At 71.0% G+C, this 26,503-nt stretch carries 29 protein-coding genes; 14 read left to right on the top strand and 15 right to left on the bottom strand.

The window, feature by feature from the left end; all coding sequences use genetic code 11:
* Positions 1–62: 62 nt before the first annotated feature.
* The 9 genes from FHS07_RS05165 (at position 63) to FHS07_RS05125 (ending at position 7,795) form a co-directional block, all read left to right on the top strand.
* Complete coding sequence (locus FHS07_RS05165) at positions 63–1,307, top strand: ABC transporter substrate-binding protein (protein ID WP_183418782.1); 1,245 nt, start codon at positions 63–65, stop codon at positions 1,305–1,307.
* Entirely contained in the window at positions 1,304–2,179 is an 876-nt protein-coding gene (locus FHS07_RS05160) for an ABC transporter permease subunit (protein WP_343054608.1), read from the top strand. The genes FHS07_RS05165 and FHS07_RS05160 overlap by 4 nt, the downstream gene beginning before the upstream one ends.
* Complete coding sequence (locus FHS07_RS05155) at positions 2,176–3,024, top strand: ABC transporter permease (RefSeq protein ID WP_343054607.1); 849 nt, start codon at positions 2,176–2,178, stop codon at positions 3,022–3,024. The genes FHS07_RS05160 and FHS07_RS05155 overlap by 4 nt, the downstream gene beginning before the upstream one ends.
* Positions 3,021–4,061 (top strand): ATP-binding cassette domain-containing protein, encoded by a 1,041-nt coding sequence (locus FHS07_RS05150; protein ID WP_183418781.1) that lies wholly within the window; start codon positions 3,021–3,023, stop codon positions 4,059–4,061. Before FHS07_RS05155 ends, FHS07_RS05150 begins: the two co-directional genes overlap by 4 nt.
* A 100-nt stretch (positions 4,062–4,161) precedes the next feature.
* Positions 4,162–5,067 (top strand): metalloregulator ArsR/SmtB family transcription factor, encoded by a 906-nt coding sequence (locus FHS07_RS05145; protein ID WP_183418780.1) that lies wholly within the window; start codon positions 4,162–4,164, stop codon positions 5,065–5,067.
* Between the two features lie 73 nt (positions 5,068–5,140).
* A complete protein-coding gene (locus tag FHS07_RS05140) occupies positions 5,141–5,551 on the top strand; it encodes an arsenate reductase ArsC (protein ID WP_183418779.1) in 411 nt (136 codons plus the stop codon).
* 2 nt (positions 5,552–5,553) lie between these two features.
* On the top strand, positions 5,554–6,225 hold the full coding sequence (locus FHS07_RS05135; RefSeq protein WP_183418778.1) for an arsenate reductase ArsC: 672 nt from the start codon (positions 5,554–5,556) through the stop codon (positions 6,223–6,225).
* On the top strand, positions 6,222–7,208 hold the full coding sequence (trxB, locus tag FHS07_RS05130) for a thioredoxin-disulfide reductase (RefSeq protein WP_183418777.1): 987 nt from the start codon (positions 6,222–6,224) through the stop codon (positions 7,206–7,208). The genes FHS07_RS05135 and trxB overlap by 4 nt, the downstream gene beginning before the upstream one ends.
* 188 nt (positions 7,209–7,396) lie before the next feature.
* Positions 7,397–7,795: an arsenate reductase/protein-tyrosine-phosphatase family protein gene (locus FHS07_RS05125; RefSeq protein WP_183418776.1), complete on the top strand. Its 399-nt coding sequence runs from the start codon at positions 7,397–7,399 to the stop codon at positions 7,793–7,795.
* Between the two features lie 49 nt (positions 7,796–7,844).
* Here FHS07_RS05125 and FHS07_RS05120 read toward each other — a convergent pair whose 3' ends face one another.
* Complete coding sequence (locus FHS07_RS05120) at positions 7,845–9,164, bottom strand: NAD(P)-binding domain-containing protein (protein WP_183418775.1); 1,320 nt, start codon at positions 9,162–9,164, stop codon at positions 7,845–7,847.
* Positions 9,165–9,252: 88 nt separating this feature from the next.
* Between FHS07_RS05120 and FHS07_RS05115 the strand changes: the two genes are divergently transcribed.
* A complete protein-coding gene (locus tag FHS07_RS05115) occupies positions 9,253–9,600 on the top strand; it encodes an ArsR/SmtB family transcription factor (protein ID WP_183418774.1) in 348 nt (115 codons plus the stop codon).
* Between the two features lie 188 nt (positions 9,601–9,788).
* On the opposite strand, the gene FHS07_RS05110 is transcribed toward FHS07_RS05115, so the two are convergent.
* The 8 genes from FHS07_RS05110 to FHS07_RS05075 form a co-directional block, all read right to left on the bottom strand.
* Positions 9,789–11,258 (bottom strand): radical SAM domain-containing protein, encoded by a 1,470-nt coding sequence (locus FHS07_RS05110; protein WP_183418773.1) that lies wholly within the window; start codon positions 11,256–11,258, stop codon positions 9,789–9,791.
* A gap of 117 nt (positions 11,259–11,375) precedes the next feature.
* On the bottom strand, positions 11,376–12,080 hold the full coding sequence (locus FHS07_RS05105) for a GNAT family N-acetyltransferase (RefSeq protein WP_183418772.1): 705 nt from the start codon (positions 12,078–12,080) through the stop codon (positions 11,376–11,378).
* 67 nt (positions 12,081–12,147) lie between these two features.
* Complete coding sequence (locus FHS07_RS05100; protein ID WP_183418771.1) at positions 12,148–12,849, bottom strand: Asp23/Gls24 family envelope stress response protein; 702 nt, start codon at positions 12,847–12,849, stop codon at positions 12,148–12,150.
* A gap of 11 nt (positions 12,850–12,860) precedes the next feature.
* Positions 12,861–13,448, bottom strand: coding sequence for a hypothetical protein (locus tag FHS07_RS05095; protein ID WP_183418770.1), 588 nt, complete (start codon positions 13,446–13,448; stop codon positions 12,861–12,863).
* Positions 13,445–14,026 carry a DUF6286 domain-containing protein gene (locus tag FHS07_RS05090; protein WP_183418769.1) on the bottom strand — a complete coding sequence of 194 codons (582 nt, stop codon included), beginning with the start codon at positions 14,024–14,026 and terminating at the stop codon, positions 13,445–13,447. Before FHS07_RS05090 ends, FHS07_RS05095 begins: the two co-directional genes overlap by 4 nt.
* Positions 14,026–14,415: a hypothetical protein gene (locus tag FHS07_RS05085; RefSeq protein ID WP_183418768.1), complete on the bottom strand. Its 390-nt coding sequence runs from the start codon at positions 14,413–14,415 to the stop codon at positions 14,026–14,028. Before FHS07_RS05085 ends, FHS07_RS05090 begins: the two co-directional genes overlap by 1 nt.
* Positions 14,412–14,600: a DUF2273 domain-containing protein gene (locus tag FHS07_RS05080; protein ID WP_183418767.1), complete on the bottom strand. Its 189-nt coding sequence runs from the start codon at positions 14,598–14,600 to the stop codon at positions 14,412–14,414. Before FHS07_RS05080 ends, FHS07_RS05085 begins: the two co-directional genes overlap by 4 nt.
* Entirely contained in the window at positions 14,597–15,073 is a 477-nt protein-coding gene (locus tag FHS07_RS05075; protein ID WP_183418766.1) for an Asp23/Gls24 family envelope stress response protein, read from the bottom strand. The genes FHS07_RS05080 and FHS07_RS05075 overlap by 4 nt, the downstream gene beginning before the upstream one ends.
* Positions 15,074–15,395: 322 nt before the next feature.
* Here FHS07_RS05075 and aqpZ point away from each other — a divergent pair, with 322 nt between their 5' ends.
* Together aqpZ and FHS07_RS05065 are read left to right on the top strand one after the other, a co-directional pair.
* Positions 15,396–16,211 (top strand): aquaporin Z, encoded by an 816-nt coding sequence (gene aqpZ, locus FHS07_RS05070; protein ID WP_221189120.1) that lies wholly within the window; start codon positions 15,396–15,398, stop codon positions 16,209–16,211.
* A gap of 231 nt (positions 16,212–16,442) precedes the next feature.
* Positions 16,443–17,153 carry a TetR/AcrR family transcriptional regulator C-terminal domain-containing protein gene (locus FHS07_RS05065; RefSeq protein ID WP_183418765.1) on the top strand — a complete coding sequence of 237 codons (711 nt, stop codon included), beginning with the start codon at positions 16,443–16,445 and terminating at the stop codon, positions 17,151–17,153.
* Between the two features lie 158 nt (positions 17,154–17,311).
* Here FHS07_RS05065 and FHS07_RS05060 read toward each other — a convergent pair whose 3' ends face one another.
* Entirely contained in the window at positions 17,312–18,019 is a 708-nt protein-coding gene (locus tag FHS07_RS05060; protein WP_183418764.1) for an SDR family NAD(P)-dependent oxidoreductase, read from the bottom strand.
* A gap of 174 nt (positions 18,020–18,193) precedes the next feature.
* Positions 18,194–18,679, bottom strand: coding sequence for a pyridoxamine 5'-phosphate oxidase family protein (locus FHS07_RS05055; RefSeq protein ID WP_183418763.1), 486 nt, complete (start codon positions 18,677–18,679; stop codon positions 18,194–18,196).
* 196 nt (positions 18,680–18,875) lie between these two features.
* Here FHS07_RS05055 and FHS07_RS05050 point away from each other — a divergent pair, with 196 nt between their 5' ends.
* Both FHS07_RS05050 and FHS07_RS05045 read left to right on the top strand, forming a co-directional pair.
* Positions 18,876–19,826, top strand: coding sequence for an alpha/beta hydrolase fold domain-containing protein (locus FHS07_RS05050; RefSeq protein WP_183418762.1), 951 nt, complete (start codon positions 18,876–18,878; stop codon positions 19,824–19,826).
* Positions 19,827–19,987: 161 nt separating this feature from the next.
* Positions 19,988–21,364: an amidohydrolase family protein gene (locus tag FHS07_RS05045; RefSeq protein ID WP_183418761.1), complete on the top strand. Its 1,377-nt coding sequence runs from the start codon at positions 19,988–19,990 to the stop codon at positions 21,362–21,364.
* 76 nt (positions 21,365–21,440) lie between these two features.
* Here FHS07_RS05045 and FHS07_RS05040 read toward each other — a convergent pair whose 3' ends face one another.
* The 4 genes from FHS07_RS05040 to FHS07_RS05025 all read right to left on the bottom strand — a co-directional run bounded on the left by FHS07_RS05040 (position 21,441) and on the right by FHS07_RS05025 (position 26,500).
* Positions 21,441–23,276: a glycoside hydrolase family 127 protein gene (locus tag FHS07_RS05040; RefSeq protein ID WP_183419406.1), complete on the bottom strand. Its 1,836-nt coding sequence runs from the start codon at positions 23,274–23,276 to the stop codon at positions 21,441–21,443.
* Positions 23,277–23,381: 105 nt separating this feature from the next.
* Positions 23,382–24,200: a carbohydrate ABC transporter permease gene (locus FHS07_RS05035; protein ID WP_183418760.1), complete on the bottom strand. Its 819-nt coding sequence runs from the start codon at positions 24,198–24,200 to the stop codon at positions 23,382–23,384.
* Positions 24,197–25,171 (bottom strand): carbohydrate ABC transporter permease, encoded by a 975-nt coding sequence (locus FHS07_RS05030; protein WP_183418759.1) that lies wholly within the window; start codon positions 25,169–25,171, stop codon positions 24,197–24,199. The genes FHS07_RS05035 and FHS07_RS05030 overlap by 4 nt, the downstream gene beginning before the upstream one ends.
* Before the next feature lie 63 nt (positions 25,172–25,234).
* A complete protein-coding gene (locus tag FHS07_RS05025; protein WP_183418758.1) occupies positions 25,235–26,500 on the bottom strand; it encodes a sugar ABC transporter substrate-binding protein in 1,266 nt (421 codons plus the stop codon).
* Positions 26,501–26,503 lie beyond the last annotated feature (3 nt).

Genomic DNA, 26,503 nt, shown 5'->3' with positions numbered 1-26,503 from the left:
CCGCTTCCCCATACCCTAAGTCCGCATGCGATCTCCGGTCGCCGGTCCCGACGAGGAGCCCCATGTCCCCCCTTCGACGCCGACGTCGTGTCACCGCCCTGACGGTTGTCGCGACCTCCTCCCTTTTCGCCCTCGCGGGGTGCGCGGCCCCCGCGACACCCGACGCGGGGGAGTTCGCCGACTGGGATGCCGTGCTCGCGGCGGCCGACGGACAGACGGTGCAGCTGTGGATGTACGGCGGAGACGACCAGGGGAACGCGTACGTCGACGACATCCTCGCCCCCGCGGTCGCCGCGTACGGCGTGACGCTGGAGCGCGTGCCGGTGACCGACACGCGCGACGCGCTCAACCGCGTCTTCACCGAGCTGCAGGCGGGCCGCGACGACGGCAGCGTCGACCTCGTGTGGGTCAACGGCGACAATTTCCGCACGGGCAAGGAGGCCGGTGCCTGGCGCTGCGGCTGGACGAGCCTGCTGCCGTCGATGACGAGCACCTCCGCCGACGATCCGCTGCTGCAGTCCGATTTCGGCACTCCCGTCGACGGGTGCGAGGCGCCGTGGCACAAGGCGCAGTTCACCCTCGCCTACAACGCCGAGGCGATCGCCGATCCGCCCACGACACTGGCCGGCGTGCTCGACTGGGCCGAAGCGAACCCGGGACGCTTCACCTACCCCGCGCCGCCCGACTTCACCGGGTCGGTGTTCGTGCGCGAGGCGCTGGCGAGCGTATCGGGCGGCTCCGATGAGGTGCCGACGGCGTTCTCGCAGGAGGCGTACGACGAGCTCGCGCCCGCCCTGTGGGAGCGCCTCGACGCCCTCGCGCCGAGCTTGTGGCGCGCAGGCGACACCTACCCGGCGAACGAGACCGAGCTCGGCCAGCTGTTCGCCGACCGCCAGGTCGACATGACCATGACGTACGGTCCCGCCACGCTGACCGGCCTGGTCGCCGACGGGACCTATCCGGCCGAGACCCGCGTGCTCACGCTCGACGACGGCACGGTCGGCAACGCCAGTTTCCTCGGGCTGCCGGTCAATTCCGATGCCGCGGCGGGCGCGATGGTCGTGGCGAACGTCGCCCTCTCGGTCGAGCAGCAGGCGAAGAAGGCGGAGCCCGGTGTGTGGGGGCAGTTCCCCGTGCTCGACCTCGCCGCCCTCCCGCCCGAGGACCGCGCGCTGTTCGATGCCCTGCCGGACTCTCCGGTGGTGCCGCCCTACGACGAGCTCTCGCGCAACGCGCACGGCGAGCTCGCCGCCGAGTGGGTTCCCGCGCTCGACGACGGGTGGCGGCAGAACGTCCTGTCGCGGTGACCTGGTCACCCGTCGCCCGCCGCTCCGGCTCCACCCGCGAGCGGCTGCGCGGAGCGCTGCTGGTGCTGCCGGCCGTCGCGCTCGCTCTCGTGGTGTTGGGTGGCGGCGTGGGCGCGACGGTGCTGCAGGCGTTCGGGTTGCTGCCGGTGGTCGGCCCCGTGCGGCCCGGGATCGGGGCCTTCACGGCTCGCCCGGGCGAGGTGGGGGCCGCGGTCGCGGTGTCGCTCGGCGTCGCCGCCGCGGCCACGGCCGTCGCGGTGGTCGTCGGCACGATCGCGGCGGTGGTCATCGTCTCGCGCACGCGCAGCGCGCGCGTCGTCGCGGTGCTCGGTACCGTCACCGTCACGATCCCGCACCTGATCGCCGCCGCGACCGTGGGGCTCCTGCTCTCGGACGCCGGCGTGCTGCCGCGTCTTCTCGGCATCGCGTCCGAGGCGTGGGCGCCGTGGGTCGGCGGGCCCCTGTGGGGCGCGGCGATCGTCGAGCTGGCATGGAAGGAATCGGCGTTCATCGCGCTCATCGTCACCGGGACCCTCGCCACCCGCATCCAGACTTACGACGAGACCGCGGCATTGCTCGGCGCGGGCCGGGCGCAGCGGTTCCGCCACGTGCTGCTGCCGCTGACCGCGCCCACGATCCTGATCGGTGCGGCGATCAGCTTCGTCTACGCCCTCGGCTCGTACGAGGTGCTGTGGCTGCTCGGCCGCACGTCCCCCGAGCCTCTGCCCGTGCTCGCGGTGCGCCTGTTCCAGGGTGTCTCGCTCGACTCCCGGCCGGAGGCGGCTGCGGTGGCGCTGGTCACTTGCGTGATCGCCCTCGCGGTCGTGGCCGCGACCTTCGCCGCCCTTCGACGGACGGCGTCGTGGCGGTGAGCGCCCCGCAGAGCACCCTCACGCGCTCCCACGGCGCCGGGCGCGTGGTGCGCCGTGTCGTCGCGGTGGCGCTGATGGTGTGGTTCGCCCTTCCGCTTCTTCCCCTCGTGCTGTGGTCGTTCGCCGAGAGCTGGACCTTTCCCGACCCGCTCCCCGCCGCGTTCGGCGGCCGCTCGGTGGAGGCGGCCATCGCTTTCGGCGCCCTCCCGGCGCTGGGGCGTTCCCTCGTACTCGGGCTCGTCGTCGCCGTCGCCGCGACCGTCATCGGAGCGCTCGCGGCTCGCGCGCTGACGTTCGGTGCGGTCCCTGGCGCTCGCCTCGTGTCGGTGCTGTTGTTGGCCCCCGTGGCGCTGCCGCCGTTCGCCGCGGTGCTCGGGGTCAACGTCGTGTTGCTGCGCGCCCACGTGCCACCCATCGTGGGGGTGGCGATGGTGCTCACGGTGATGGCGCTGCCGTATACGGCGTTCGTCATGCGTACCGCCTATGGCGCCTACGACCGGTCGTACGAAGAAGAGGCACGCCTCCTGGGTGCCGGGCGTCTGCAGGTGCTCCGCCGCGTGCAGCTGCCCCTCATCGCGCCGGCGCTCGCGCGCGCCGCCTTCCTGGCGTTCCTCGTCGCCTGGAGCGACTACATCGTCACCCTGATCGTGGGCGGCGGAGAGGTCGTGACCCTGCCGCTCGTGGTCGCCTCCGCCGCGGCCGGTCTGGGCAATGACGCCGCGGTCGCGCTCATGTCGCTCTCGGCGGTCGCCCCGCCCGTGATACTGCTGGCCGCCGTCCTCGCCCTCGGCCGTCGTCGCCGCGCCGGCGCGCGCGGCATCCCCGAGAAAGAGGTGGTCGCGTGAGCGCCGACCTGGCCCTCTCAGGCCTGTCCAAGACCTTCGCCGCGTCGGCGGCCCCCGCCCTCGACGACCTGTCGTTGACGGTCGCGGCGGGCACGTGCACGGCGGTGCTCGGCCCGAGCGGGTCGGGCAAGTCCACGCTCCTGCGCGTCATCGCAGGACTGGAGACACCCGACCGCGGGTCGGTCTCGATCGGAGGGCGTGACGTCGCCGCGATCGCGGCCGAACGACGGGGGGTGGGAATGGTCTTCCAGCGCTCCCTGCTCTTCCCGCACCTCTCCGTGCTCGACAACGTCGCGTTCTCGGACCGGGTGTCGGGGATGCCGAAGACCCGCGCCCGCGATCGCGCGGAACGCTATCTCGACACCGTCCGCCTCGCCGGCTACGGCTCCCGGCGGGTGGGGGAGCTGTCGGGCGGCCAGGAGCAGCGCGTCGCGATCGCGCGGGCCCTCGCCGCGGAGCCCGCCGTGCTGCTGCTCGACGAGCCGTTCAGCGCGCTGGACCCGGCGCTGCGCGCCGATATGCACGATCTGCTCGAGGCCGTGCGCGCCGACGTGTCGCCGACGATCCTCCTCGTCACGCACGACCGCGACGAGGCCGCGCGCGTGGCCGACCGTATCGCGCTCGTCGAGAACGGTCGTCTGCTGCACGAGGGAACCGTCGCCGACGCGTATCGGAAGCCCGGGAGCCTGCGCGCGGCCGAGCTCATGGGTGGGCGCAATGCCGTCGTGGGCGAGGTGCGCGACGGCATCCACCGCAGCGCGCTCGGCGCGGCCGCGGCACCCGGCGTCGCCGACGGGCCCGCGACGCTGGTGTTCCGTCACGAAGACGTGCGGGTCGGCGAGGTGACGGATGCCGACCCGCTCCGCGCGGTCGGCACGGTGCAGGCGCGGCGGCCGGTGGGCGCGCGCAGCGAGGTGGTGATCCGCGCGGGTGCGCTCACGCTGTACGCCGAGATCCCCTCGGTGTCGCCCCTGGGCCCCGGCGACGAGGTGGCCGTGGCGGTGCCAGAGGCCCTCGCGCACGTCGTCGCGGGCTGACGTCCCCGCACCGGCGCAGACGAGCGGCGCGGGGTGATGCGGGTTCGTCGCGGGGAAAGAGATGGGGGTCACACCTTCCGCGTCGCATAGACTCGCATCTATGGATGCCGTCGGTTCGACCAGTGCCCTGCGCCTGCTGGCGGATCCCACCCGGGCGCGCATCGCGTCGATGATCCTCGCCAGCCCGGACGGGCGCCAACTCGTCGGCAAGATGGCGGACGCGCTGGAGTTGCGCCAACCCACCGTGAGTCACCACGTGCGCGCCCTCGCGGCGGGAGGCCTCCTGGTGCGAGAACCGGAGGGTCGAAACGTCTGGTACTCGATCGCACCCGGTCAACTCGACCGGGTGAGCGACTATCTGCGCCCTCCGCCTGACGCCGCTTCCGTCGACGGTGACGTCCTCGAGCGGATCGTCGGCGACCTCTCGACCCGGTTCGCCGGAACCTTCTCCTCCGAGACCGTCGAGCGATACGTGCGGGAGAGCCATGAGCTCCTGGCCGAACGTGGGCACCCGCCACGGCTCTTGCCCTCGGTGACGTCGCGCTTCGCTGTCGACCGCCTCGACGCGCTGCGCGTCGGTACGGACTCCGCCGGGGGGAGCGGCATCCCCGATGTCCTCTTCGTGTGCGTACAGAACGCCGGCCGCTCCCAGCTCGCTGCGGCGATCCTGCGCCACCTCGCCGGCGACCGGGTGCGCGTGCGCACCGCAGGATCGGAGCCCGCCGACGCGGTGCGTGCGGTCATCATCACGGCGCTGGATGAGATCGGGGTGCCGATCGCCGGGGAATATCCCAAGCCGCTGACCGATGAGGTGGTCCGCGCCTCCGATGTCGTGATCACGATGGGGTGCGGAGACGCCTGCCCGATCTACCCGGGCCGCAGCTACCTCGACTGGGACCTGGAGGACCCGGTGGGCCTGCCCCTGTCGCGCGTGCGCGAGATCCGCGACGACATCGACAGGCGCGTGCGCGATCTGCTCGACCGCCTCAACCTGAACGCGGCGTGAACGACCTCGGCGGGCGCTGGCCAATCCCATAGATATACGTCTATGGTTTTGAGTGTTCGAGGAAGGAACGCTCATGACCGACAAACCCACCGTCCTGTTCGTCTGCATCCACAACGCGGGACGCTCCCAGATGGCCGCCGGCTACATGCGCGCCCTGTCCGGCGGCGCCGTCGAGGTGCTCTCCGGCGGCTCCGAGCCCGGCGATCAGATCAACCCGATGGCGATCGCGGCGATGGCGGAGGAGGGGATCGACATCTCGCAGGCCGTTCCCACGCTGATGACCACCGACCAGGTGCGCGAGTCGGATGCCGTCATCACGATGGGCTGCGGCGACGTCTGCCCGATCTTCCCCGGCAAGCGCTACGAAGACTGGGCGCTCACCGACCCCAAGGGCAAGTCCCTCGATGAGGTGCGCCCCATCCGTGACGACATCAAGGCTCGCGTCGAGGCGTTGCTCGCCGAGCTGCTGCCCGCGAAGGCCTGATGATGGTCGATTTCAGCGCCCGTCGCGAGCTACCCGGCCTGGTCTACCCGGAGGCGTACCTGGCGCGGCTCGCTGACGAACTCAGCCACAGGTTCACGGGGATCTTCGCCACCGAAACGGTCGAACGCTACGTGCTCGAGTCGTACACGGGCTTGCTGCGAACCTCGAAGGTCAAGGCGCACCTCGCCGGCCAGACCGCCCGCTTCGCGACCGACCGCCTCACCGCCCTCGCCCAAGCGAAGGGCGAGTATGCGCACGACGTGCCCGAGGTTCTGTTCGTCTGCGAGCAGAACGCCGGCCGCTCTCAGATGGCCGCCGTCATCACCGCAGCCCTCTCCGGCGGGCGCGTCCACGTCCGCTCCGCCGGATCGATGCCGGCCGCGGAACTCAACCCGTCCGTGGTCGAGGCGATCACCGAGCTGGGCCTCGATGTGGGCGAAGCGTTCCCCAAGCCCCTCACCGATGACGTGGTTCAGGCCGCGGACATCGTCGTCACGATGGGCTGCGGAGACGCCTGCCCGATCTACCCCGGCAAGACCTATCAGGACTGGGATCTCACCGACCCGGCCGGCCTTCCACTCGAGGACGTCCGCGTCATCCGCGACCAGATCACCGCCAAGGTCGAGGCGATGCTCGCCTCGCTCGGTGTCGCCCCTGAGGGAGCATCCGCATGAGCAGTGTCGAGAACGTCGTCGTCGTCGGCTCCGGCCCCGCCGGCTACACCGCCGCGATCTACCTCGCCCGCGCCGGCCTGAAACCGATCGTGCTCACCAGCGCGGTCGAAGCCGGCGGCGCTCTCGTCAACACCACCGAGGTCGAGAACTTCCCCGGCTTCCCCGCGGGGATCATGGGCCCGGATCTCATGGAGAACATGCGCGCCCAAGCCGAACGCTTCGGCGCCCGCATCGTCTTCGACGACGCCACCGCTCTCGAACTCACCGGCCCCGTCAAGACCATCACCACCGGCTACGGCACCACCCTCCAGGCGCACACCGTCGTCCTCGCGATGGGCTCCGCCTACCGCAAGCTCGGCATCCCCGGCGAGCAGCACCTCACCGGCCACGGAGTCTCCTGGTGTGCCACCTGTGACGGGTTCTTTTTCAAAGGCCAGGACATCGCCGTCGTCGGCGGGGGCGACTCCGCACTCGAAGAGGCGATGTTCCTCACCCGCTTCGCGGACAGCGTGACCCTCATCCACCGCCGGGACTTCCTGCGCGCGTCGAGGATCATGCAAGACCGAGCCCTCGCCAACCCGAAGATCCGCGTGCTGTGGAACACCGAGGTCATCGACGCAGTCGGCGCCGACCGCCTCACTGGACTCCGTCTGCGCAACATCGTGACCGGCGCGGAATCCGCGCTCGCGGCGACGGGCCTGTTCATCGCGATCGGCCACGATCCCCGCTCCGATCTCGTCCTCGGCCAGGTCGACGTCGACGCCGACGACTATGTCCGCGTCGACTCGCCCACCACCCGGACGAACCTTCCCGGAGTCTTCGCCGCCGGCGACCTCGTGGACCACCGCTACCGGCAGGCGATCACCGCTGCGGGCACCGGCTGCTCGGCCGCCGCCGACGCCGAGCATTACCTCGCCGTAAATGGTCTGGCATCTTATGCACAGCAGGAGACCGCTGAACGGGACGACACCCTCACCCGGTGATGCACTCGGCGACCATCGACGCATCCATCCCTCTCCACACGCGCGTGGAGCAGGTGCACGTACGCGAGGTCGCGGACCCACGAGGTACGCGAAACCGCCACCGGGACCCGGTGGGCGGCATCCTTCACGACGGCTGGCGCACTGCACCGTGGCACTCGTCGCTTCCTGACCACCCGAGAAAGAAGACCGTGACCGATCGCACCCCTACCGTCTTGTTCATCTGCCAGCACAACGCCGGCCGCTCCCAACTGGGCGCCGCTCTCCTCGAACACCTCGCCGGCGACAGATTCATCGCCACCTCGGCGGGACTCGCGCCCGCAGATGAGGTCAACCCCGCCGTGGCTGCAACAGTCGCGGAACTCGGCGTGGACATCACGGACCGGGTTCCCCGCGCCGTCACGGACGGCGACCTCGAGCACGCGGACGTCGTCGTGTTGATGAAGCCGGGCCTCGTCCTGCCGTCGACCCCGCGCGGTGAGGTCCTGGAATGGTCTTTCCCCAACCCGGAGGCCTGGGACGCCGACGCCGTGCGCCCGCTGCGCGAAGCCGTCTCCGACAAGATTCAGGCGACGCTCTTCAGCCGCTGAGCGCAAGAGGGGCGGGACGCCCCAGCGTCCCGCCCCTCTCCCACGGAAGTCAGACAGCCGCTGGAGCGCGGCCGATCTGCAGAACCTGCGGGGTCGGGGCGCAGCACGCGCCCCCGAGGGATGCCCCGGAGGCATCGAACAGACCCGCGCCACCGCACACGCCCGTGTCGGGGAGACGCAGCTCCACCCGACGTGCCGCCTCCCGGTCCCCCGCGAGTTCTGCGGCGACGCTGCGAACCTGCTCGTACCCGGTGAGCGCTAGGAAGGTCGGCGCGCGGCCATAGGATTTCGCTCCCACGAGGTAGAAGTCGGGCTCGGGCTGGGCGAGGTCGGCGGCGCCGGTGGCGGCAACGGACCCGCACGAGTGAACGTTGGGGTCGACCTCGGCGGCGACGCGGACGGGCGCTTGAAGCGTCGGGTCCAGTTCGAGACGGAGCTCCGAGAGGAACGACAGGTCGGGCCGGAACCCTGTGAGTACGACAGCTCGGTCAGCGATGAGCGTGCGACCGTCTTCCGCGATGAGCACGGGACGGTCGCTCTCGCGAGCAATGCGCTCGACCCGGAACCCGGTCAGCAGCGACACGAGGCCGGCGTCGACGGCCTCTTTCGCCTTGATCCCCAGCGCTCCGCGCGCGGGGAGTTCGTCGGCGTCGCCGCCTCCGAAGGTGTTCCCCGCCGTTGCTCGACGCAGCGCCCACGTCACGGTGGTTGACGGGTCGCGGCGGGCCATGCGTGCGAGTGCCAGCACGGCGGTGACGGCGGAGTGTCCGGAGCCGATGACGACGGTGTGCGTGCCCTCGAAGCCCGCGCGGTCGCGAGAGTCGGGGATGCGGTACGAGAGCAGATCGGCTGTCTCCCGCTCGCCCATGGCGGGCAGGCCATCCGCGCCCGCGGGGTTGGGGGTCGACCAGGTGCCGGAAGCGTCGATGACGGCGCGCGCCTGCACGCGGTACGGCTCTCCATCGTCAGGCTGTACGTGCACCGTGAAGGGCTGATCGCCGCGGCCGGCGTCCACGAGCCGGTCACGCCCCCGCCGCGACACTCCCGTCACGCGCGCGTTGTAGACGACGCGCTCTCCCAGCGCGGCCGCAAGAGGTGCGAGGTACTTCTCCACCCACTGCGCTCCGGTCGGATACCTCGCAGACGGTGCTCTCCATCCTGTGGGCTCGAGCAGACGTGCACTGGCGGTGTCGATGAGTTCGGACCAGTCCGAGAACAGGCGCACGTACCCCCATTCGGACACCGCGGCCGCGGGCGTAGCGCCCGCCTCCAGCACCAGTACCGGCATGGCCCGTTCGGTCAGGTGGGCGGCGGCGGCGAGGCCCTGGGGGCCGGCGCCGATCACGATGACGGGCAATGCATCGACCATCAGATCTCCTCCTCGCATCGACGTCTGTCGATGAACAGAGAGTCTTCGATGTATCGACAAATGTCAATACGACGTGCAGAATCGTCTCATGCCCACCTCGGTGCCGCCCCTCAGGAACGACACTGCGTCGTGCTGCGCGTCAGCAGAATCCGCGGTGCTGACGGCAGAACAGGCAGATGCGATCGCTCGCACGTTCAAGGCGCTGGGGGACCCCACGCGGGTGCGCCTGCTGTCACTGATCGCGGCATCCCGCGACGGGGAGGCATGCATCTGCGACCTGACCGAGCCGGTGGGGCTCTCCCAGCCCACTGTGTCTCACCACATGAAACTCCTGGTCGACGCCGGCCTCGCCACCCGCGAACAGCGCGGACGCTGGGCGTACTTCCGCGTCGTCACCGACGCGCTCGACACCGCCGCCCACGCCCTCCGACGATGACGCCGCCCACCATCCGCCCCATGCGGGCGGATGACTGGCCCTCCGTGGAGTCGATCTACCGCGACGGCATCGCCACCGGTAACGCGACCTTCGAGCCCGAGCCGCCCACGTGGGCCGACTTCGATACCGGCGAGCTCGCGGTGGGGCGGCTCGTCGCCGTCGACCGCGCCGGCGCTGTGGCATCCCGCTCAGACGATCGTGCGCGTCCCCGTCTCGCGCACCGGGGTCAGACCCGACGGGCGCGCGGTCACGGTGGCGCCGGGGCGCACGGTCGGCAGCGGCAGGATGCGGCGCAGCTCCTCGTTCTCCTTCGGGTCGAGCACCGAGTGCTGCACGCACGCGGGCACGAGGCGGCCGTCGTCGGGGTGGGCCATGGCGTACATGCAGGCGCCGAGGCGTTCCTGCGTCTCGCGCAGCAGGGGATCGTCGGCGACGACGCCCTCCTCCATGAGCTTCCACGCGGGTGCCACCTGCTCGGCGTCCATGAAGTTGTGGATCACGAACGTCTTGAACGACACTTTGCCGCGGCGTGCGGCCTTGACGACCTTGCGTGCGCCGCCCGCGCGTCGAACGACCCGACTCATCAGGCCGATGAGCGGGGGGATGTCGCCGGGGTGGGCGGCGAGGGCGCGCACGACCTTGACCGCGAGCACGTGGCGGGGGATGCCGCCGAAGATCATGCCGCCGAAGTGCGAGAGGAACCGGTCGCGCGCGGCGATGTCCTTCGGGTCGTCGGGGTCGAGCACCGGTGCGAAGGTCTTCTCGACGCGGACGCCGACGGTGGACCGGTTGCAGCGCGGGTCGCCGAACTGCGTCGCCTGCCAGGGGAGCTTCTGCCCGGCGCCGGCTTCGATGCGTTCCCACACCGCGTCGATCGTGACCTCGCCGAAGTCCTCACGCCAGCGGCGGTCGTCGCCGATGAAGGCGGCGGGCTGGAACGACATCATGTCGAACGGCATGTCGAGGACGTCGCGCGTGACCTGCTCGACCTCGGCGACGTTCGAGGGGGTGACGGTCATGTTGTGGGCGAGGTAGCTGTCGACGCCGTGGTCGCGCTTGAGGTCGACGAACATGCGCGCGAATCTCTCGCGGAACGGATTGAGCTCGGCCTCGTTGCGCGGGCGCACCGCTCCGCGGCGTCCGCGCATGAGGGAGTCGAAGTGCGCCGCGAACGACACCTTGTCGAAGCGAGGCTTGCCATCGTCATCGAGGACGACGTCGAGTAGGTAGTCGTAGTCGAAGTCGCCGTGCGTCATCGACATCGGCTCGCGCCCGACCGCGCGCATCGCCAGCAGCGAGCGGGCGTGGTCCTCAGCGCTGAGGAGGCTCACCTCACCGCCGATCAGCTGCGCGTGCGCGCGGGGTCCGCGTACCGCACGCAGGTAGTCCATCTGGCGGGTGACGTTGTCGACGGTGTGCTCGCCGTCGATGCGGACCTTGTTGGCGTCGGCCGAGTGGTAGCAGGGCGAGCAGGTGAGGTTGCACTTGGGGAACACGCCGTGCGTCCCCTCGCAGCCCACGGCGCTGCGTCCGAGCAGCTGACCCGGTGTCTTGGCGTGCTCGGGCAGCTCCTCCCACCGCCGATCGAGCGCCCGGCGCGTCTCGGGATGGATGGGGCGGGTATCGAGCTCGAAGCGTCGAAGGGTCGTGAGCCGCATGTCGTCCTTTCGTGGCGTCTTCGCACTACGAAGAGTGTTCGCCGCGCAGCCGTCAACGGATTGCGCTCGCGTTCATCCTGCTCTTCCGGACGAGCCGTGGCGAGTGCCGCCCGCGCCTCACGCCGGAGTGCGCACCGCTGTGAACCGGTTGACCCGACGCACGGTGAAGCCGAGGCGCTCGTACGCCGCGATGGCTCCGAGGTTCGATGACGCCGCGTGCATGACGGCGCGGTCGCCGCGCTGCTGGATGTGGAAGGCGATGTCGAGCACGAGGCGCGAGGCGAGCCCACGTCGTCGATAGTCGACGTCCACCGCGACCGCGCTGATCTCGGTCCAGCCCGCGGGGTGCAGGCGTTCTCCCCCCATGGCGACCAGACGACCCTCGTGACGGATGCCGATGTACCGGCCGAGCTCGTGTGTCCGCGGCCGGAAGGGCCCCGGCTGATTGCGCGCGACGATCGCGAGCATGTCGGTCACGTCGTCGGCGCCGAGCTCGATCGCCTCGTCGAAGGGGCGCGGCTGCAGGAGATCGGTCTCGACCAACTGAACGCCCTCGCCGCCGCCGAGGAACTCCCACCCGTCCGGAAGATCGCCCTCGTACCCCGACAGCCCGACCTCCGCGTCGGGGCCGACGAGTTCACGCAACGCGTCCCACGCGTCCGGGTCGTCCCACGTGCGGACGGCGACGAAGGGGGCGACGTCCTCGGGATACCGGCGGACGAGGTCGTTGCCGATCGAGAACGACGCGTGCGGGCCGGCGAGGGAGTGCCAGGCGGCGTTGTCGAGTACGGACGGGTCGGCGAGGGGAGGTGCGGAAGTCATGGCGAGGGGTCGAACCGTCCCGGCCCCGACCGCATTCCCGCTTGACGTGCCCCGCCGACCCGGCTCCTCAGGGACGGGGGGAGTCGGGACGATCCCGAAGTTCCTCCGCGGCGTGCGCCACCGAATCGGCGACCTCGGACAGGGCGTCGGCGACGGCGTCCTGGGTGTCGGCGACGTCCGCCTGCGTGTCGTTTCGATCGGGCGCGGTCTGCGATCCGGCGACGGGCGAGGCCGGCCGGTCGCCGCGGCTCACGTCGTCTCGCGCGTCGTGAGTCGCTGCCGCGTCGGTTCGTTCTCCGCCGCGCGAGCCGTCGCGCGTGTCGGTGTCGGGTGCGGTGTCGTCACCGTCCGCCTCCGTTCCGGCGTCGTCCAGAACCTGCTCGGTCTCGGCGACCGGGTCGGTGTCGAAGGGACCCCAGACCCCGGCCACCGTGACGTCGACGTCGATGCGGTCCGAGCCGAGTCCGTCGAGGGCGTGTCGTGCCGCGGCGCGCACCGCGTCGGCGACCTCGCGCAGCTTGTGCGGATAGCCGACGATGACCGACACCGCGCTGGTGACCCGCCCATCCCGGCCGCGGTCGACCGTGACGCCGGCGACGCCACCCGCGAGCCCGACGCGCTGGCGCACCGAGTCGGAGGCGCGCTCGACCAGGGTGCCGAGGGCGTGGACGCCCTCGACGTGCGCAACAACGTCTGCGACCGCGCGAGCGAGATCCGCCGGAGCGGGCTGCGACGCAGGAGAGGGGATCGGGATCGAATCGTTCGTCATGTCGTGTCCTGTCAGTGCACGCGGGTGTTGTCGCGCGCGAGTGTGGCGCGGAGCCCGGTGTGGATGGAGATGTAGGCGCGGAGGTTCTGTCCGGTGAGGGCGGCGAGGTTGGTGACGAGGGTGTCGACGTGCTCGGCGACCTGGCGGGGCGAGGTGTTCTGGCGCGGGGTGACGGCGACGTGCAGCACCGACTCTTTGCCGACTTCTCCGGCGGTCACGCGGGAGGAGAGGATCTCGTCACGGTCGGCGAGGGCGTTCCTCAGCGCTTCGGAGGCGAAGGCGTCGGTGACGGTGATGCGGCCTTGGTCGGTGGCGCTGCCGGTGGACTGCAGGGGCGCGTGGCGGCGGCCGCGGACGGCGGAGGCGGCGATGACGATGAGGATGATGGCGAGCACCACGATCACCGCGACCGCGCCCCACCCGGCGGATTCACGGCCCAGTGACTGCAGCCACCCTTGGAAGCCGCCTGTGACGGTGGTCCAGGTGTCGGTGCCCCCGGGCAGGAGGGCGATGGTGAGGGCGAGAGCACCCAGGCCGAGTAGCGCGAGGGCGACGAGGAACAGGACGAAGCGGTTCAGGCCGCGTCGTGTGGCGTTCATCGGGACTCCTTGGTGTCGGGGCGTTCCACGCGCAGGCGGGTGCGGACGGTGGGGATGAGGTTGTAGGAGGCGATCTCTTCCTCGACGATGTGGCGCAGCTGCGCCTCATCGACGGGGATGCCGATCGCGGGGCGCACGGTCACATCGACGGTGCGGTGGGCGACACCCACGACGATGTCGTCACGGGAGATGCCGGAGTCGTTGCTGAGGTGCTGAGCGAGGGCGGATGCCACGACGCCGTTGTCGACGACGACGGCACGATCGCCCCACTGCATCTCGTGACGCGACAGGCGTCCGGGCGTGAGGGCGAGGATCAGCACGAGCAGCCCGACGAGGGCCAGCACGATGCCGCCGACGATGAACGCCGCCGGCATCAGTGCGCTCGGGGCCGCCACGACGGCGCTGAGGGCGTCGCCGGGGGCGACGAGCAGCGGTGCGGCGCCGACGAGGTCCAGGATGATCTCGACCGCCGCATAGGCGAGGGCGAGAAGCAGCAGGACGACCGCGACGAGCATGGCCGCGGTGCGGGGGGAGTGGGTCTCGCGGCGCACGACGGTACGCAACACGGTGTCGCTCATCACAGCACTCGCTTCCGCTGAGGGGCGGTAGCGCCCGAGATGGTCAGATCCACCCGCGAGATCTCCCGACCGAACAACCGGGCCAACCGCGAACGCAACTCACCCTGAGCCACGGCTGCCGCCTCCCGCACGGGGGTTGCGGCGCGCACCGCCGCGGTGTCGTCGAGGGCCGGGATGGGCCACGGCGAGCGGACACGGATGACGGCACTGTCGCGACCGGATGCGATGTCGATGCCGATGCCCTTGGCATCCACTCCGATCACTTCCGCCGCCACGCGCTGCGCGGTCTTCTCGAGGACGCGGTCGGCGACCTCGACCCGGCCCGGGGGCAAGCCCGGCCCGGCAACCGCGGTGCGGTCGCCGGGCCGGACGGGGGTGACGGTGGTCACGAGGTGCTCCGACCCTTGAAGGCGTTGACGATGTTGCCGAGGTCGAGTTCACCCGCGGTGACGCGGGCGACGACCGCACCGATCGCCATGAACAGCGCCAAGAGGATGAATCCCCAGAAGCCGAAGATCAGGGCGCTCAACGCGAGGACGAGCCCGAAGAGCGCGCCGGTGGTGACGGGGGTCAACGGACGCGCTTCTCGTCGGCGTCGTCGCTGTCGTCGTCTCCGGGCACGTGCACGTCGTTGACGTCGACGTTGACCTCGACGACGTCGAGCCCGACGATCTGACCGATGGCACCCGCGACGCGCGAACGCACCTTCTCTGCGACGTCCTGGATCTGCGCGCCGTACTCGACGACGATGGTGATGTCGGCGGCGGCCTGGGTCTCGCCGACCTCCACCTTGACGCCCTGCGTCAGATCGGTGGCGTTGATCGCGTCACGGATCGCACCGAGGGCACGGGCTCCGCCGCCACCCAGCGCGTACACACCGGCGACCTCGCGAGCGGCGATACCGGCGACCTTGGCGACGACACCCTCCGCGATCGTGGTCTTGCCGGGCGCGTGCGCCTCCTGGCCGCGCCCGGCCAGCGGGCGGTTGACGCGGGATGCCGCCTGGGGGACGTTCTGCGCAGCGGGGGTGGTGGCGTTGTCAGCCATGAGCGGTTCCTTTTCGAAGGGGGTACCCGGTGGTTCCGGGGCGGCGCGATCGCCTGCAGGTACAAGACGTACCGGGCTGACCTTCCGTCGCGCGGGGGTTGCGCGGCGCTCTCGCATATGTATCTACGCGAATAGGCTTACGGCGTATATCGCAGTGATGGCGCGGTAGTCAATCGGCCGAGCCCTCCGCTCGGCACCGCCACGCTGAACGGGTGACGGCCGTGTCCGGCCCTCTCACGTCGCGCGTGACGATCGACCGTTCGCCGACGTCTACAGGGCGACGCCGGCGTTCGGCCGGCCCGCGAAAGGAGTCACCACCGACATGGGCAAGAAGAAGCAGGAGACGAAAAGCGAACCCGTCCGGGTCGCCGATTCGACCGTCGAGCAGCGGCAGCAGGACGCGCGTCAGTGGTCATCGATGGCGAGGTACGGCGCCGAGGCCTTCGGGACGTTCCTCCTGGTGCTGGGCGGCGTGGGAACCGCCCTCTTCGCCGCCAACTTCCCCAGCGCAGACGACAATCAAGCCGGCGTGGGCTTCCTCGGTGTCGCGCTGGCATTCGGGCTGACGCTCGTGGCCGGGATCGCGGCGGTGGGTCACATCAGCGGCGGCCACTTCAACCCCGCGGTCACTCTCGGACTCTTGATGGCCGGTCGTACCGACGCGCGCCACGTCCCCGGCTACATCCTGTCGCAGCTGGTCGGCGGCATCCTGGCGACGAGCGTCATCGCCCTCGTGCTGAGCGGGCGTCCCGACGGCTTCTCGACCGCGCAGGAGGCGGGCTTCGCCTCGAACGGTTTCGGCGAGGGGAGCCCCGGCGGCTATGGACTGGCCGCGGTGTTCGTCGCCGAAGCGGTCCTCACGGGGATCTTCATCGCCGTGATCCTGTCGGTGACCGCGAAGAAGGAGTACACGACCTTCGCGCCGATCGGCATCGGTCTGACGCTGACCCTCATCCACCTCATCAGCATCCCGATCAGCAACACCAGCGTGAACCCGGCCCGCTCCATCGCGACGGCCGTCTACGGCGGTGCGCTCCCCGTGTCGCAGCTGTGGGTCTTCATCGTCGCGCCCCTCGCGGGCGCGGCGGTCGCGGGACTCGTGGTCCGTCTTCTCGGGCGGCGGGTCGTCGGTTCCTGACCGACCGCCTCTCCGCGGGGCGGTGCCAGGCAGGGTCCGGGGGCTGATCGGGGTGCCCCCGGACCCGCTCTCGCGTCGAGGACGGCGCGGAGGTCGGGCCGCTCGCACCGCACGCGGCGTCTTCCCGACGGCGCCGTCCCGAGCTATCGCATCGCGGGGGGAGGATGCAACCAGGCTCCGACCCGGAGCGCCGGCGTCCACCATGGAAACTCCACGAGACGGGCGAGTGACATGGACGATCAGACAGACGCGGCCCGGGCCGCCGCCCCCCGACTCACCCGCGAGTCGATCGTCGCTTCGGCGCTGGATCTCATCGACCGCGACGGGCTGAACGGCCTGTCGATGCGCAATCTCGGAAAGGAGCTGCGCGTCGAGGCGATGTCGCTCTACCGCTACGTGAACGGCCGCGAAGACCTCCTCGAGGGCGTCGTCGAGCTGCTGATGAGCGGCCTCACCGACGCGCTCTCGGAAGCCACCGGTGACCAGTGGCAACGATTCCTGCAGGTCACCGCGCACGAGGTGCGACGCATCGCGGTGGAGCACCCCAAGGCGTTCCCCCTCATCGCCACCCGGCATCCGGCCGCCCCCTGGCTGCGCCCTCCGCTGCGCAGCATCGACGTCGTCGAGATCTTCCTCGCGACGCTCATCGGCTTCGGCTTCACCGACGATCAGGCCGTGGGCGCCTACCGGTCGTTCAGCAGCTTCCTCCTCGGTAACCTGCTGCTCGAGTCCGCGGTGCGCGGCGCCGAAACTTCGCCCGCCGACGAGCCTCTCGATGAAGGCGGAGCGGACGTCCCCCAGGGCGATGGCTCGATGAGCCTGGCCGGCTCGCCGCACGTCCTGCGGTTGCGGGGGATGCTGAGCGAGAACCACGCCGAGGACGAGTTCGAGGAGTCGCTCGAGGCGCTGCTCGATCGCCTCGATCGCCAGCTCTCGCAGTGACGCGGGCGTTCCCTCGCCCCGCCGAGCGGCCGTGACGCGGGCGTCCCTCCCCCGCCGAGAAACGGCATCCGCGGGAGAAAACTCCTCGACGAGGCGTTTCTTCCCGCGGACGGCGTTTCTCGAGGCCGAGGGCGACCACGTTCGCCGAGGCCGGAAGCTCAGTGCATGATCATGCCGCCGGTGACGTTGATCGCCTGTCCGGTCAGGTATCCGCCGGCGGGTGAGGCGAGGAAGTACGTCACCCCGGCGACGTCTTCCGGCATCCCGAGTCGTCCGAGCGGCGACTTGGCGCTCCACGCGACGACATCGGCCTCGGATCTCGTGTCGGCGCCCATGTCGGTGAGCACGTAGCCGGGGCAGACGGCGTTGACGGTGACGCCATGGCATCCCCACTCCTGTGCTCCGGCGCGGGTGAGCGCGACGACCGCGGCCTTCGACGCGGCGTAATGGCCCTCGCCGCCACCGCCCTGTTTCGCGGCCATGCTGGCGATGTTGACGATCGTGCCGCCGCGCGCCCCGAGCATGACCGGTGCCACCGCCTGCATGGTCACCAGGGTCGCGCGGGCGTTGATGTCGAGCACGAGGTCCCAGTCGTCGATGCTGATGTCGAGCAGCGGCACGTGCTGGAACACGCCCGCGCAGTTGATCAGCACATCCACTCCCTCGAGGGCATCCACCGCCTCCCCGACGGCACGACGGGTGTCGAGCGGGTCGCGCAGATCGACGGCGACGAAGACGGATGCCGACCCCTCGGCGGGCGGGCGACGATCGAGCACCGCGACCTGGGCGCCGTCGGCGACGAACCGGGCGACGATGGCGGCACCGATGCCACCCGAGCCTCCCGTGACGATGACACGCTGCGGCATGGCATCCCTTCTGCGGGCGTCGGGTGCGCCCTCGGCGTCACCGTACGCGGCACGGCGCACGGGCTCGAGACGCCCGTGTTTCCGCGGCGTGAAGTGTGCGCGGGCGTCGAACGCGCCGCCGGCACCGGCCGGCTGCGGCGTGTTCCGGACACTCGACGGGGGTTACACGACGTGTCAGCGCGCGAGCAGCGCCCACACCACATCGGCGTCGACCTCGAGGCGCGCATCGGTGCCGCGTGTGCGCCACGCGTCGCGGTCGAAGACGAACGCCCGCACGACCTCGAAGGCGTACAGGCGCTTCGTCGGCACCGCGAGCACCGCGGCCGGATCGTCGTCACCCGCATCGCGCGGCAGCCGTGCCGCCAGCACGTCGCGGATCGCCGGCGCTTCGGCATCCACCTCCCGCGCGCGGAACGCCAGCTGCACCCCATCGGCGTCGGCCACCGCGGCAGAAGAGTCGTACACGACACCGGAGGCCGCACCCGACGCCGCGATCGCGCGGGCGTGCCGCGACGAGACGTCGGACTCCACGTACAGCCCGCGCGGGAGGAGGCGGTACTGCGCGGCCGCGGTCCACGGCCCGTCGGCGTCGGCCGTGCCGATCACGACGAAGTGCTGGGCGGCGAGGATCGCGGCGGCGCGCCGCTCGGGAGTCGTCACCGACTCATCGTCGGCGCCTCGATCGACGCCCGTGTTTCCACGCCGTAACGCTTGCGCGGCGGCGGTCGGGGTCGGCCGCGCCGCGGCCTACGCTCGGGACCACCGCCGCCGTCGCCTGCCCGTCGAGTGTCCAAGACACGCCGCACCAGGTCGCCACCATGCGGCGTGTTCTGGACACTCGACGCGCAGGAGAACCGTGACCGACGCCGTGCACCCCGCGATCACCGACCCCGCCGCGCGCGCGCACCTCGCGCGCCTCGCCGCGCAGGCGGGCACGATCCCCTCCGGAGCGACGGATGCCGACGGCGATGACGCCGCTCGTGTCGCCGTGCTGCGCGCGAACCCGTCATGGATCCGCAGTCCCGACGACGAGATGATCGAGTCGATCGACCTGGATGCCGACGGCCTGGCCCTGCGCCTCTACCGTCCGCGCGCCGGACACCGCGGGACGCTGGTCTTCGCCCACGGCGGCGGGTGGGTCGCCGGCGACCTCGACAACAACGACGCCCTGTGCCGCGCGCTCGCTACGACCACCGGCACCCAGGTGCTGAGCGTCGATTACCGCCTCGCGCCCGAGCACCCCTTCCCCGCCGGTCTCGACGACCTCGAGCGCGCGCTGCGGTTCGCCGCCGACGGTGCGGACGGGCACGTCGACCCGGCGCTCCTCGGCGTCGCCGGGCACAGCGCGGGCGGCAACCTCGCAGCGTCCCTCGCGTTGCGTTCGCGCGACGGCCGGGCTCCCGGCATCCGGTGCCAGGTGCTGCTGTGCCCGGTGCTCGACGCCCCCGACCCCGAGCGCCCCAGCTACCGCGCGCACACCGAGAACCTGCCCCTCACCGCCCGGGGGATGCAGTGGTACTGGGGGCTCTACGTGCCGGATGCCGCGGGCCCCGCGCCGGTGGAGGCCGCGCCGCTGCGTGCGATCGACCTCGCCGGATCCGCTCCGGCCGTGATCGTCGCGGCAGCCGTCGACCCGCTCTCGGACGAAGCCGAGGAGTACGCCGGCCGCCTCACGGCATCCGGGGTTCCGACGACGTTCGTGCGGCGCGAGGGCGTGCCGCACCTCTTCCTGGTGTTCCCCTCGACGCCCGCGCGCGACGAGGTGCTCGCTGCCGTCGCGCCGGCCGTGCGCGCGGCGTTCGACTGACCAGCCCTGCTGGACCCTCGTCCCACCTGTGGTGGGTGGGGCGGCTCGCAACCGGCGATTTTCGGGACACGCACCGCCCGAAGTGGGACGAGGGTTCCCCGCAAACAGCCCGCCACCCACCCGGAACACCGCGGAAACACGCCATTGTTACCGTCATCAACATGTCGCTTCTGGTCACGAACGCACGTCTCATCACGGTCCCCGCGGGTACCGACGACCCCGGGTACATCGAGCGCGGGTACCTGCTCGTCGAGGACGGACGCATCGCCGCGATCGGCGCCGGCGACCCTGCCCCGGGCACGACGGCCGACGAGATCCTCGACGTCGACGGCAAGTTCGTCGCGCCGGGCTTCGTCTCGTCGCACAGCCACCTGTTCACGAGCGGCTCGCGCGGACTCGGCGTCGACCAGACGCTCTACGGCTGGTGCACCTCGATGTTCAGCGTGCTCAACAACGCCTCGCCCGACCAGATCTACTGGGCGACCCTGCACGGCTCGCTCGACTTCCTCGCCAACGGCGTGACCACGGCCTACAACTTCACCGACCCCCTCCTGCCCTGGGAACCGATGGTCGAGGGCAAGCGCGCCGACGGAGGCGGGCAGCTCCGCGACCACGCGTGGCACACCCGCCAGGCGGATGGATGCCATGACGCGGGGCTCCGCTTCGTGGACTCCATCGCCCTGGATGCCACCGTCGGCACCGACGACGAGATCTTCGCCCGCTTCGAAGCCTCTCTCGACCACGTGCTCGCGATGGACCCCGACATCGCCCTCGGCGCATCGATCATGGGCCAGGTGCAGTGGTCGACGCGGCCCGACGCCGCCGAGATCGAGGTCGCCGTCATGGACCGCTTCGGCGTCACCAACCAGGCGCATTTCCTCGAGACGTACGAGGCGATCGAGCACCAGCAGACGAAGTTCCAGCTGTACAAGAACGCCGGAGCCCTGCGCCCCGGCATGATGTTCGGCCACTTCATCCAGACCACGCCCGAGATCATCGCGGATGCCGCTGCCGGCGGCGCATCCATGTCGTGGCAGCCCGCGTCGAACGGGCGTCTCGCGTCGGGCATCGCCCATGTGCCCGAGATGCTTGACCAGGGCATGAAGGTCGGGATGGGACTCGACGACCAGGCCTGCACCGACGTCGCCGACCCCTGGCAGAACATGCGCATGGGCATGTTCATGCAGCGTGCACGCACCCACGACCCGCTGTCGATGATGCCCGAGCGGGTGCTGCGCCTGCACACCCTCGGGGGAGCCGAGATCATGGGCGTCGACGACCGTGTCGGCAGCCTCGAGGTGGGCAAGTTCGCCGACTTCGTCGTCGTCGATCCGCGCACCCCCGACGTCGGGCCCCTGTGGAACCCCGTGCGGAGCTACGTGCTGGCATGCGGTCTGCGCAACCTGCAGCAGGTCTACGTCGGCGGCAGGCTCGTCAACGACCGCGGCGTCTCGACCAACCCCCTCGCCGAGGAGGCCTCGCGCGTGCTGCACGAGGAACTGCCCGCGCTGGCGGAGGAGTTCGGCGTCATCCTCTGACGCCGACCCGTTCACTCACCGGGTTCCCTTCGACACGGGATGCCGCTCACGCCGCTTCGGCGCAGCGGCATCCCGTTCAGTCGTCCTGTCCCGCGCGACGGGCCAGGGGGACGAAGACCCGCATGCGGGACGGTCCGCGCTCCGCCCAGCGGTGGTACGGCACGAGGGGGACCGAGGTCGAGCGCGTGGCCGTCTCGGCATCCGCGCGCGCCCCGTAGGGCAGCGGTCCGGCGGATCCCGGCGGGTCGACGATCACCGCCGCGGCGAGCGCCCCGTCGCCCGCGGCTTCCGGGGCGCCGGGCAGCAGTCGCACGTCCTCGAGCGACACCTCGGCGGGGAGGTCGACCGACTCGAGGCAGAGCACGAGGGGCCCGCGCTCGACGGCGACCGTCCCGCGCACACCGTCGATGCGGGGGTCGGGGAAGACCAGGCGCGGCTGTCGCGGCAGGGTCAGGGTCACGACGGAACCCGCGGAGACGTCGGTGACGTCGAACCAGCCCGGAGCCGCGGGGCGGGCGGGGGCGTCGCCGATCGCGACGGTGGCCCCCTCGGCCCACGCGGGGACGCGCAACCGCAGCCGCGCGGCGTCGGCCGGGGCCTCGTCGACGCCGATGAGCACGCGATCCCCGTCGGGGTACCGCGTCTGCACGCGCACTCGCCAGCCTCCCGCCCGCACCTCGCCCGCGGCGTACTGGAGCAGCAGCAGGCCGTCGTCGTCGAGGGCGACCGTATAGGCGGCGAGGGAGGAGAGCGTGCGCGCGACGTTGGTGGGGCAGCACGACACCTCGAACCAGGGCGCGCGCACCCCTCCCTCGGCGCGGGTGTTGACCCCGTCGGCGGCGGGAGCGCCGGCCTCGCGCTGGTGCAGGGGGTTGGCGTAGAAGAAGGCGCGACCGTCGGCGCTCGGCGAGGTCGCCACCACGTTGAAGAGCGTGCGCTCGATCAGGTCGGGGTAGCGCACGTCGCCGGAATGCAGGAAGAGTCGCCACGCGAACATGATCGAGGCCACCCCCGCGCACGTCTCGCAGTAGGCGCGGTCGGCGGGGAGCTCCCAGTCGTCGCCGAAGCCCTCGTCCTGATGCCGCGAGCCCATTCCCCCCGTCAGATAGGTGCGGCGGGCCACGGTGTTCTCCCACTGGCGCTCGAGAGCGCTCAGCAGCGCCGAATCCTCGGTGTCCACCGCGACGTCGACGCCGCCCGCCGACAGGTAGAGGGCGCGCACCGCGTGCCCGCGCAGGACGGTGGCCTCACGCACGGGGACGTCGTCCTGGAAGTACTCGGCCGACTGCAGCGGGGGGACCGGCAGGGTGCCCCGGCCGCGGCGCGCGAGGAAGATGCGGGCCTGCTCGAGGTAGCGACGCTCGCCGAACGCGCGCCCCGCTTCGGCGAGCGCCACCTCGATCTCGGCGTGGCCGCACACGCCGTCGCGTGCACCCTCGCCGAATTCCCGGCAGATGTGGTCGGCGGCCCGCCGAGCCACCTGGACGAGTTCGTCGTCGGGGTGCCCGGCGCGCGCGCGGGCGACCGCGGCCTGCAGCAGGTGACCCATGTTGTACAGCTCGTGCCCCATCGACAGGTCGCTGTAGCGCGGCGCCTGCCCGGTGTGACCGAAGGCGGTGCCCAGGTATCCGTCGGCATCCTGGGCGCGCGCGACCCGGTCGACGAGGGTCGAGAAGGCGACCTCGAGCGCGTCGTCGGGCTGGCGGCCGAGCTCCCAGGCCATGGCTTCGAGCAGCTTGTAGACCTCGGAGTCCGAGAACACCCATCCGGTTCGCTCGTCCAACGCCTCGCCCCGCGCGACGCGGTCGAAGTTCGTCAGCCACCCCAGGCGTTCCATCCACTCGCGGCAGTGCGTGAGGGTCGCGGCGGCGTTGACCGCTTGGCGACGGCCCCAGAATCCCTCGGCATCCATGCGGAGGGCTCCGACGTCCACGCCGCGCACGCGCGAGGTCGGGGGGACGACCGGCACGGCCAGCACGCGGGGTCGGGCGGTGAGGGGGTTTTCCAGAACCACGGGTCAGTCCTTCACGGCGCCGGCGGTCACGCCCGCGGCCACGTAACGCTGGGCGACGACGAGCAGGATCGCCGCGGGGATGGATGCCACGGCCGCGGTCGCCATGATGGCGTTCCACTGCGTGGTGTTGTTGCCGATGTAGGCGTAGATGCCGAGCGTGATCGGCTTCAGCGCGGAGTTGCGGGCGAGGGTCGACGCGAAGATGAAGTCCGACCAGGCCCACAGGAACGAGAACAGCGCCACGGTCAGCACCGAGTTGCGGCTGAGCGGGAGCACGATCGACACGAAGGTGCGCCACGATCCGGCGCCGTCGATGCGCGCGGCCTGCAGCAGCTCACGCGGGAGGCCACCCATGAAGGCGGTGAACAGCAGCACACCGAACGGCACGGCCACCGTGGAGTCGGCGAGGATCAGCCCCGGCACACTGTTGAGCAGTCCCGCGCGGGCGTAGATGGCGTAGAAACCCATCGCCATCACGACGGCGGGGATCATCTGCGCGACCAGCAGCACGAAGTTGAGCGTGCGGCCCCCGCGGAGGTTCAGCAGGGCGATCGCGTAGGCCGCGGGGGCCGCGATCACGACGGTGACGACGACGCAGCCGAGGCCGATCACCAGGCTCGTGCCGAGGTTGGGCAGTTGCTGGCTGAGCACGGCGGTGTAGCCCTCGACGGTCGGATCGAAGGGGAACACGTGGGGCGGACTGTCGCGCAGGTCGCTCGTCTTGGTGAACGAGACGTTCAGCATCCAGTAGACGGGGAAGAGCATCAGGGCGGTGAAGACCAGGCCGAGACCGGTCTTCCACCACGAACGTCGAACGGTCATGAGTTCTCCTGGCGACGCTGGGCCCGCAGATACACGAATCCGAAGACGAGCGCGATGACGATGAGGATGTTGCCGACCGCGGCGGCGGGCGACAGGTCGGGCTGGCCGGTACCGAAGGCTTCGCGGTACGACCAGATGGCGAGCGTCGTGGTGGCGTCGGCGGGGCCGCCCCGGGTCATGATCCAGATGATGTCGACGACCTTGAGCGTGTACACCAGGCCCAGCAGCAGCGTGATCGCGGAGACCGGCCGCAGCAGCGGGAAGGTGATGCTCCAGAACTGCCGCCAGGGTCCGGCGCCGTCGAGGGAGGCCGCCTCGTAGAGCTCGACGGGGATGTTCTGCAGCCCGGAGTACAAGATCACCAGGTTGAACGGGATGCCGAGCCAGATGTTCGCGATGATGACCGCCGTCATCGCGGTGTCGGGTGAGGTCAGCCAGTTGATCTGACCGATGCCGAATGCGCCGAGGACCGAGTTGATGATGCCGTTGTCGCTGTTCAGCATCCACGACCACGTGGATCCCGAGACGATCAGGGGCAGCAGCCACGGGACGAGGAACAGCCCGCGCAGCACGCCGCTCAGGGGGAAGTGCGAGCGGAAGAACACGGCGAGTGCGAGCCCGATCGCGTACTGGAAGACGAGGGAGACCAGGACGAAGACCGCGGTGTTGGCCAGTGCGGGGCCGAATGTCGGCGACGAGATGACCGCGAGGTAGTTGTCCACACCCACGAAGGCGGCGTCGCCCTGCACGAAGGCTCGGACGGTGTAGTCGTGGATGCTGAGGTCGATGCTGCGCACGAGCGGCCACAGGTAGAACACGACGAGGTAGACCACGAGCGGGGCGGCGAAGGCCGCCGCCACCCACGGGGATCCGTCGCGGTGGGCGCGACGGCGTCGTGCCGCGGCGGGTACGGTCACGGCGACGGTGTCGTCGGCCGCGCGAGGATGCTCGCGCAGGGTCGGGAACGACATGGGATGCCTCTTTCGACGGGGGATCCGGGGGACGTCGCCGTCCCCCGGACCCGATGGATGCCGTTACTTGCCGGTGGCGGATTCGGCCGCCGCCTGGGCGGCGTCGAGGGCCTCCTGGGGCGACTGCGCGCCCGAGAGCACGTTCTGCACGGCCGTCCACAGCTGCTCGGAGATCAGCGGGTAGTCGGTGCCGAGGTTGTCGCTCGTGCGGCCCTTGGCCGCCTGGACCGCCGAGACCCAGGTCTCGAGGCCGGAGTTCTCCGCCAGCAGCTCCTTCTGTCCCTCCGCCGTCGGCGGGATGTAGTACGCGAAGGTGTTGGCGGTGTCGACGAAGCCTTCGGGCGTCGTCATGCACTCGATGATCTTCCGGGTGGTCTCGTAGCGCGCGGTGTCCTTCTGCACCGGGGCGACGATGAACTCGCCTCCCGTGGGAGCGGGGGCGGCGCCGCCGTCCTTCGCGGGCAGTTCGATCACGCCGCTGGCGAAGGGGGCCTTCGCGGCGCTGTTGACCTGCCAGGTGCCGTTCTCGGCGAAGGCGAAGTCTCCGGTGAGGAACTCCTCCCAGACGGTGTTCTGCGAGTTGGTGATGACCGAGTTGGGGGCGTAGCCCTTGTCGAGCCAGTCCTTCCACAGGGTCACGGCCTCGACGGCTTCGGGCGACGACAGGTCGGTGAGCTCGGCCCCCGCGCCCCAGAACCACGGCAGGAACTGGAACGAGCCTTCCTCGGTGTTGATGCCCGAGAAGGTGATGCCCTTCTTGCCGGCGGCCGACACCTTCGCGAGGGCCGCGTCGAGCGAGGCCCAGTCGGTGATCGACGCCGGGTCGACGCCGGCTGCCGTCAGCACGTCGGCGTTGTAGTAGAGCGCGAGGGTGTTGGCACCGATCGGGATGCCGTAGGTCTTGCCGTCGAGGACGCCGGCGGCGAGCAGGTTCTCGTCGATGTCCGCGGTGTCGAGACCGAGGTCGTCGGTGGTGGAGAGCATCCCGGTGTCGGCGAGGGTGGACACCGCGGGGTTGTCGATCAGGATGATGTCGGGTGAGGTGCCGTCCTGAGCCGAGAGCAGTGCCTGGTTCGTCAGGGCGGTGGTGTCGTACGCGGTGCGCTGGATGGTGACGCCCGCCTGGGTGCCGCAGTCCTGGACGCGCTGGGCCCAGTCGGAGTCCTCGGCGTGCTGCGGGTACGGGTCCCACCAGGTGTAGGTGCCGCCGGCCGCGTCTGCGCCGGAGTCGCCACCGGTGGTGCCGCCGCCGGAGCAGCCGGCCAGGGTGCCCACGGCGATGCCGGCCGTGGCCAGGGCTGCGGCGATGCGCAGGACCTTGGGGTTCATTGT

This window comes from Microbacterium proteolyticum (genome assembly GCF_014192415.1).
GTDB lineage: Bacteria > Actinomycetota > Actinomycetes > Actinomycetales > Microbacteriaceae > Microbacterium > Microbacterium proteolyticum.
The sequence above is the reverse complement of the archived record's forward strand: the minus strand, read 5'-3'. Positions and strand labels throughout refer to the sequence as shown.

Bases quoted from the DNA above. Each gene is read 5' to 3' on its own strand.
- FHS07_RS05165 (WP_183418782.1), top strand. From the start codon at position 63: ATGTCCCCCCTTCGACGCCGACGTCGTGTCACCGCCCTGACGGTTGTC.
- FHS07_RS05145 (WP_183418780.1), top strand. From the start codon at position 4,162: ATGGATGCCGTCGGTTCGACCAGTGCCCTGCGCCTGCTGGCGGATCCC.
- FHS07_RS05140 (WP_183418779.1), top strand. From the start codon at position 5,141: ATGACCGACAAACCCACCGTCCTGTTCGTCTGCATCCACAACGCGGGA.
- FHS07_RS05135 (WP_183418778.1), top strand. From the start codon at position 5,554: ATGGTCGATTTCAGCGCCCGTCGCGAGCTACCCGGCCTGGTCTACCCG.
- trxB (WP_183418777.1), top strand. From the start codon at position 6,222: ATGAGCAGTGTCGAGAACGTCGTCGTCGTCGGCTCCGGCCCCGCCGGC.
- FHS07_RS05120 (WP_183418775.1), bottom strand. From the start codon at position 9,164: ATGGTCGATGCATTGCCCGTCATCGTGATCGGCGCCGGCCCCCAGGGC.
- FHS07_RS05115 (WP_183418774.1), top strand. From the start codon at position 9,253: ATGCCCACCTCGGTGCCGCCCCTCAGGAACGACACTGCGTCGTGCTGC.
- FHS07_RS05110 (WP_183418773.1), bottom strand. From the start codon at position 11,258: ATGCGGCTCACGACCCTTCGACGCTTCGAGCTCGATACCCGCCCCATC.
- FHS07_RS05105 (WP_183418772.1), bottom strand. From the start codon at position 12,080: ATGACTTCCGCACCTCCCCTCGCCGACCCGTCCGTACTCGACAACGCC.
- FHS07_RS05100 (WP_183418771.1), bottom strand. From the start codon at position 12,849: ATGACGAACGATTCGATCCCGATCCCCTCTCCTGCGTCGCAGCCCGCT.
- FHS07_RS05095 (WP_183418770.1), bottom strand. From the start codon at position 13,448: ATGAACGCCACACGACGCGGCCTGAACCGCTTCGTCCTGTTCCTCGTC.
- FHS07_RS05090 (WP_183418769.1), bottom strand. From the start codon at position 14,026: ATGAGCGACACCGTGTTGCGTACCGTCGTGCGCCGCGAGACCCACTCC.
- FHS07_RS05075 (WP_183418766.1), bottom strand. From the start codon at position 15,073: ATGGCTGACAACGCCACCACCCCCGCTGCGCAGAACGTCCCCCAGGCG.
- aqpZ (WP_221189120.1), top strand. From the start codon at position 15,396: ATGGGCAAGAAGAAGCAGGAGACGAAAAGCGAACCCGTCCGGGTCGCC.
- FHS07_RS05065 (WP_183418765.1), top strand. From the start codon at position 16,443: ATGGACGATCAGACAGACGCGGCCCGGGCCGCCGCCCCCCGACTCACC.
- FHS07_RS05060 (WP_183418764.1), bottom strand. From the start codon at position 18,019: ATGCCGCAGCGTGTCATCGTCACGGGAGGCTCGGGTGGCATCGGTGCC.
- FHS07_RS05045 (WP_183418761.1), top strand. From the start codon at position 19,988: ATGTCGCTTCTGGTCACGAACGCACGTCTCATCACGGTCCCCGCGGGT.
- FHS07_RS05040 (WP_183419406.1), bottom strand. From the start codon at position 23,276: ATGGATGCCGAGGGATTCTGGGGCCGTCGCCAAGCGGTCAACGCCGCC.
- FHS07_RS05035 (WP_183418760.1), bottom strand. From the start codon at position 24,200: ATGACCGTTCGACGTTCGTGGTGGAAGACCGGTCTCGGCCTGGTCTTC.
- FHS07_RS05030 (WP_183418759.1), bottom strand. From the start codon at position 25,171: ATGTCGTTCCCGACCCTGCGCGAGCATCCTCGCGCGGCCGACGACACC.
- FHS07_RS05025 (WP_183418758.1), bottom strand. From the start codon at position 26,500: ATGAACCCCAAGGTCCTGCGCATCGCCGCAGCCCTGGCCACGGCCGGC.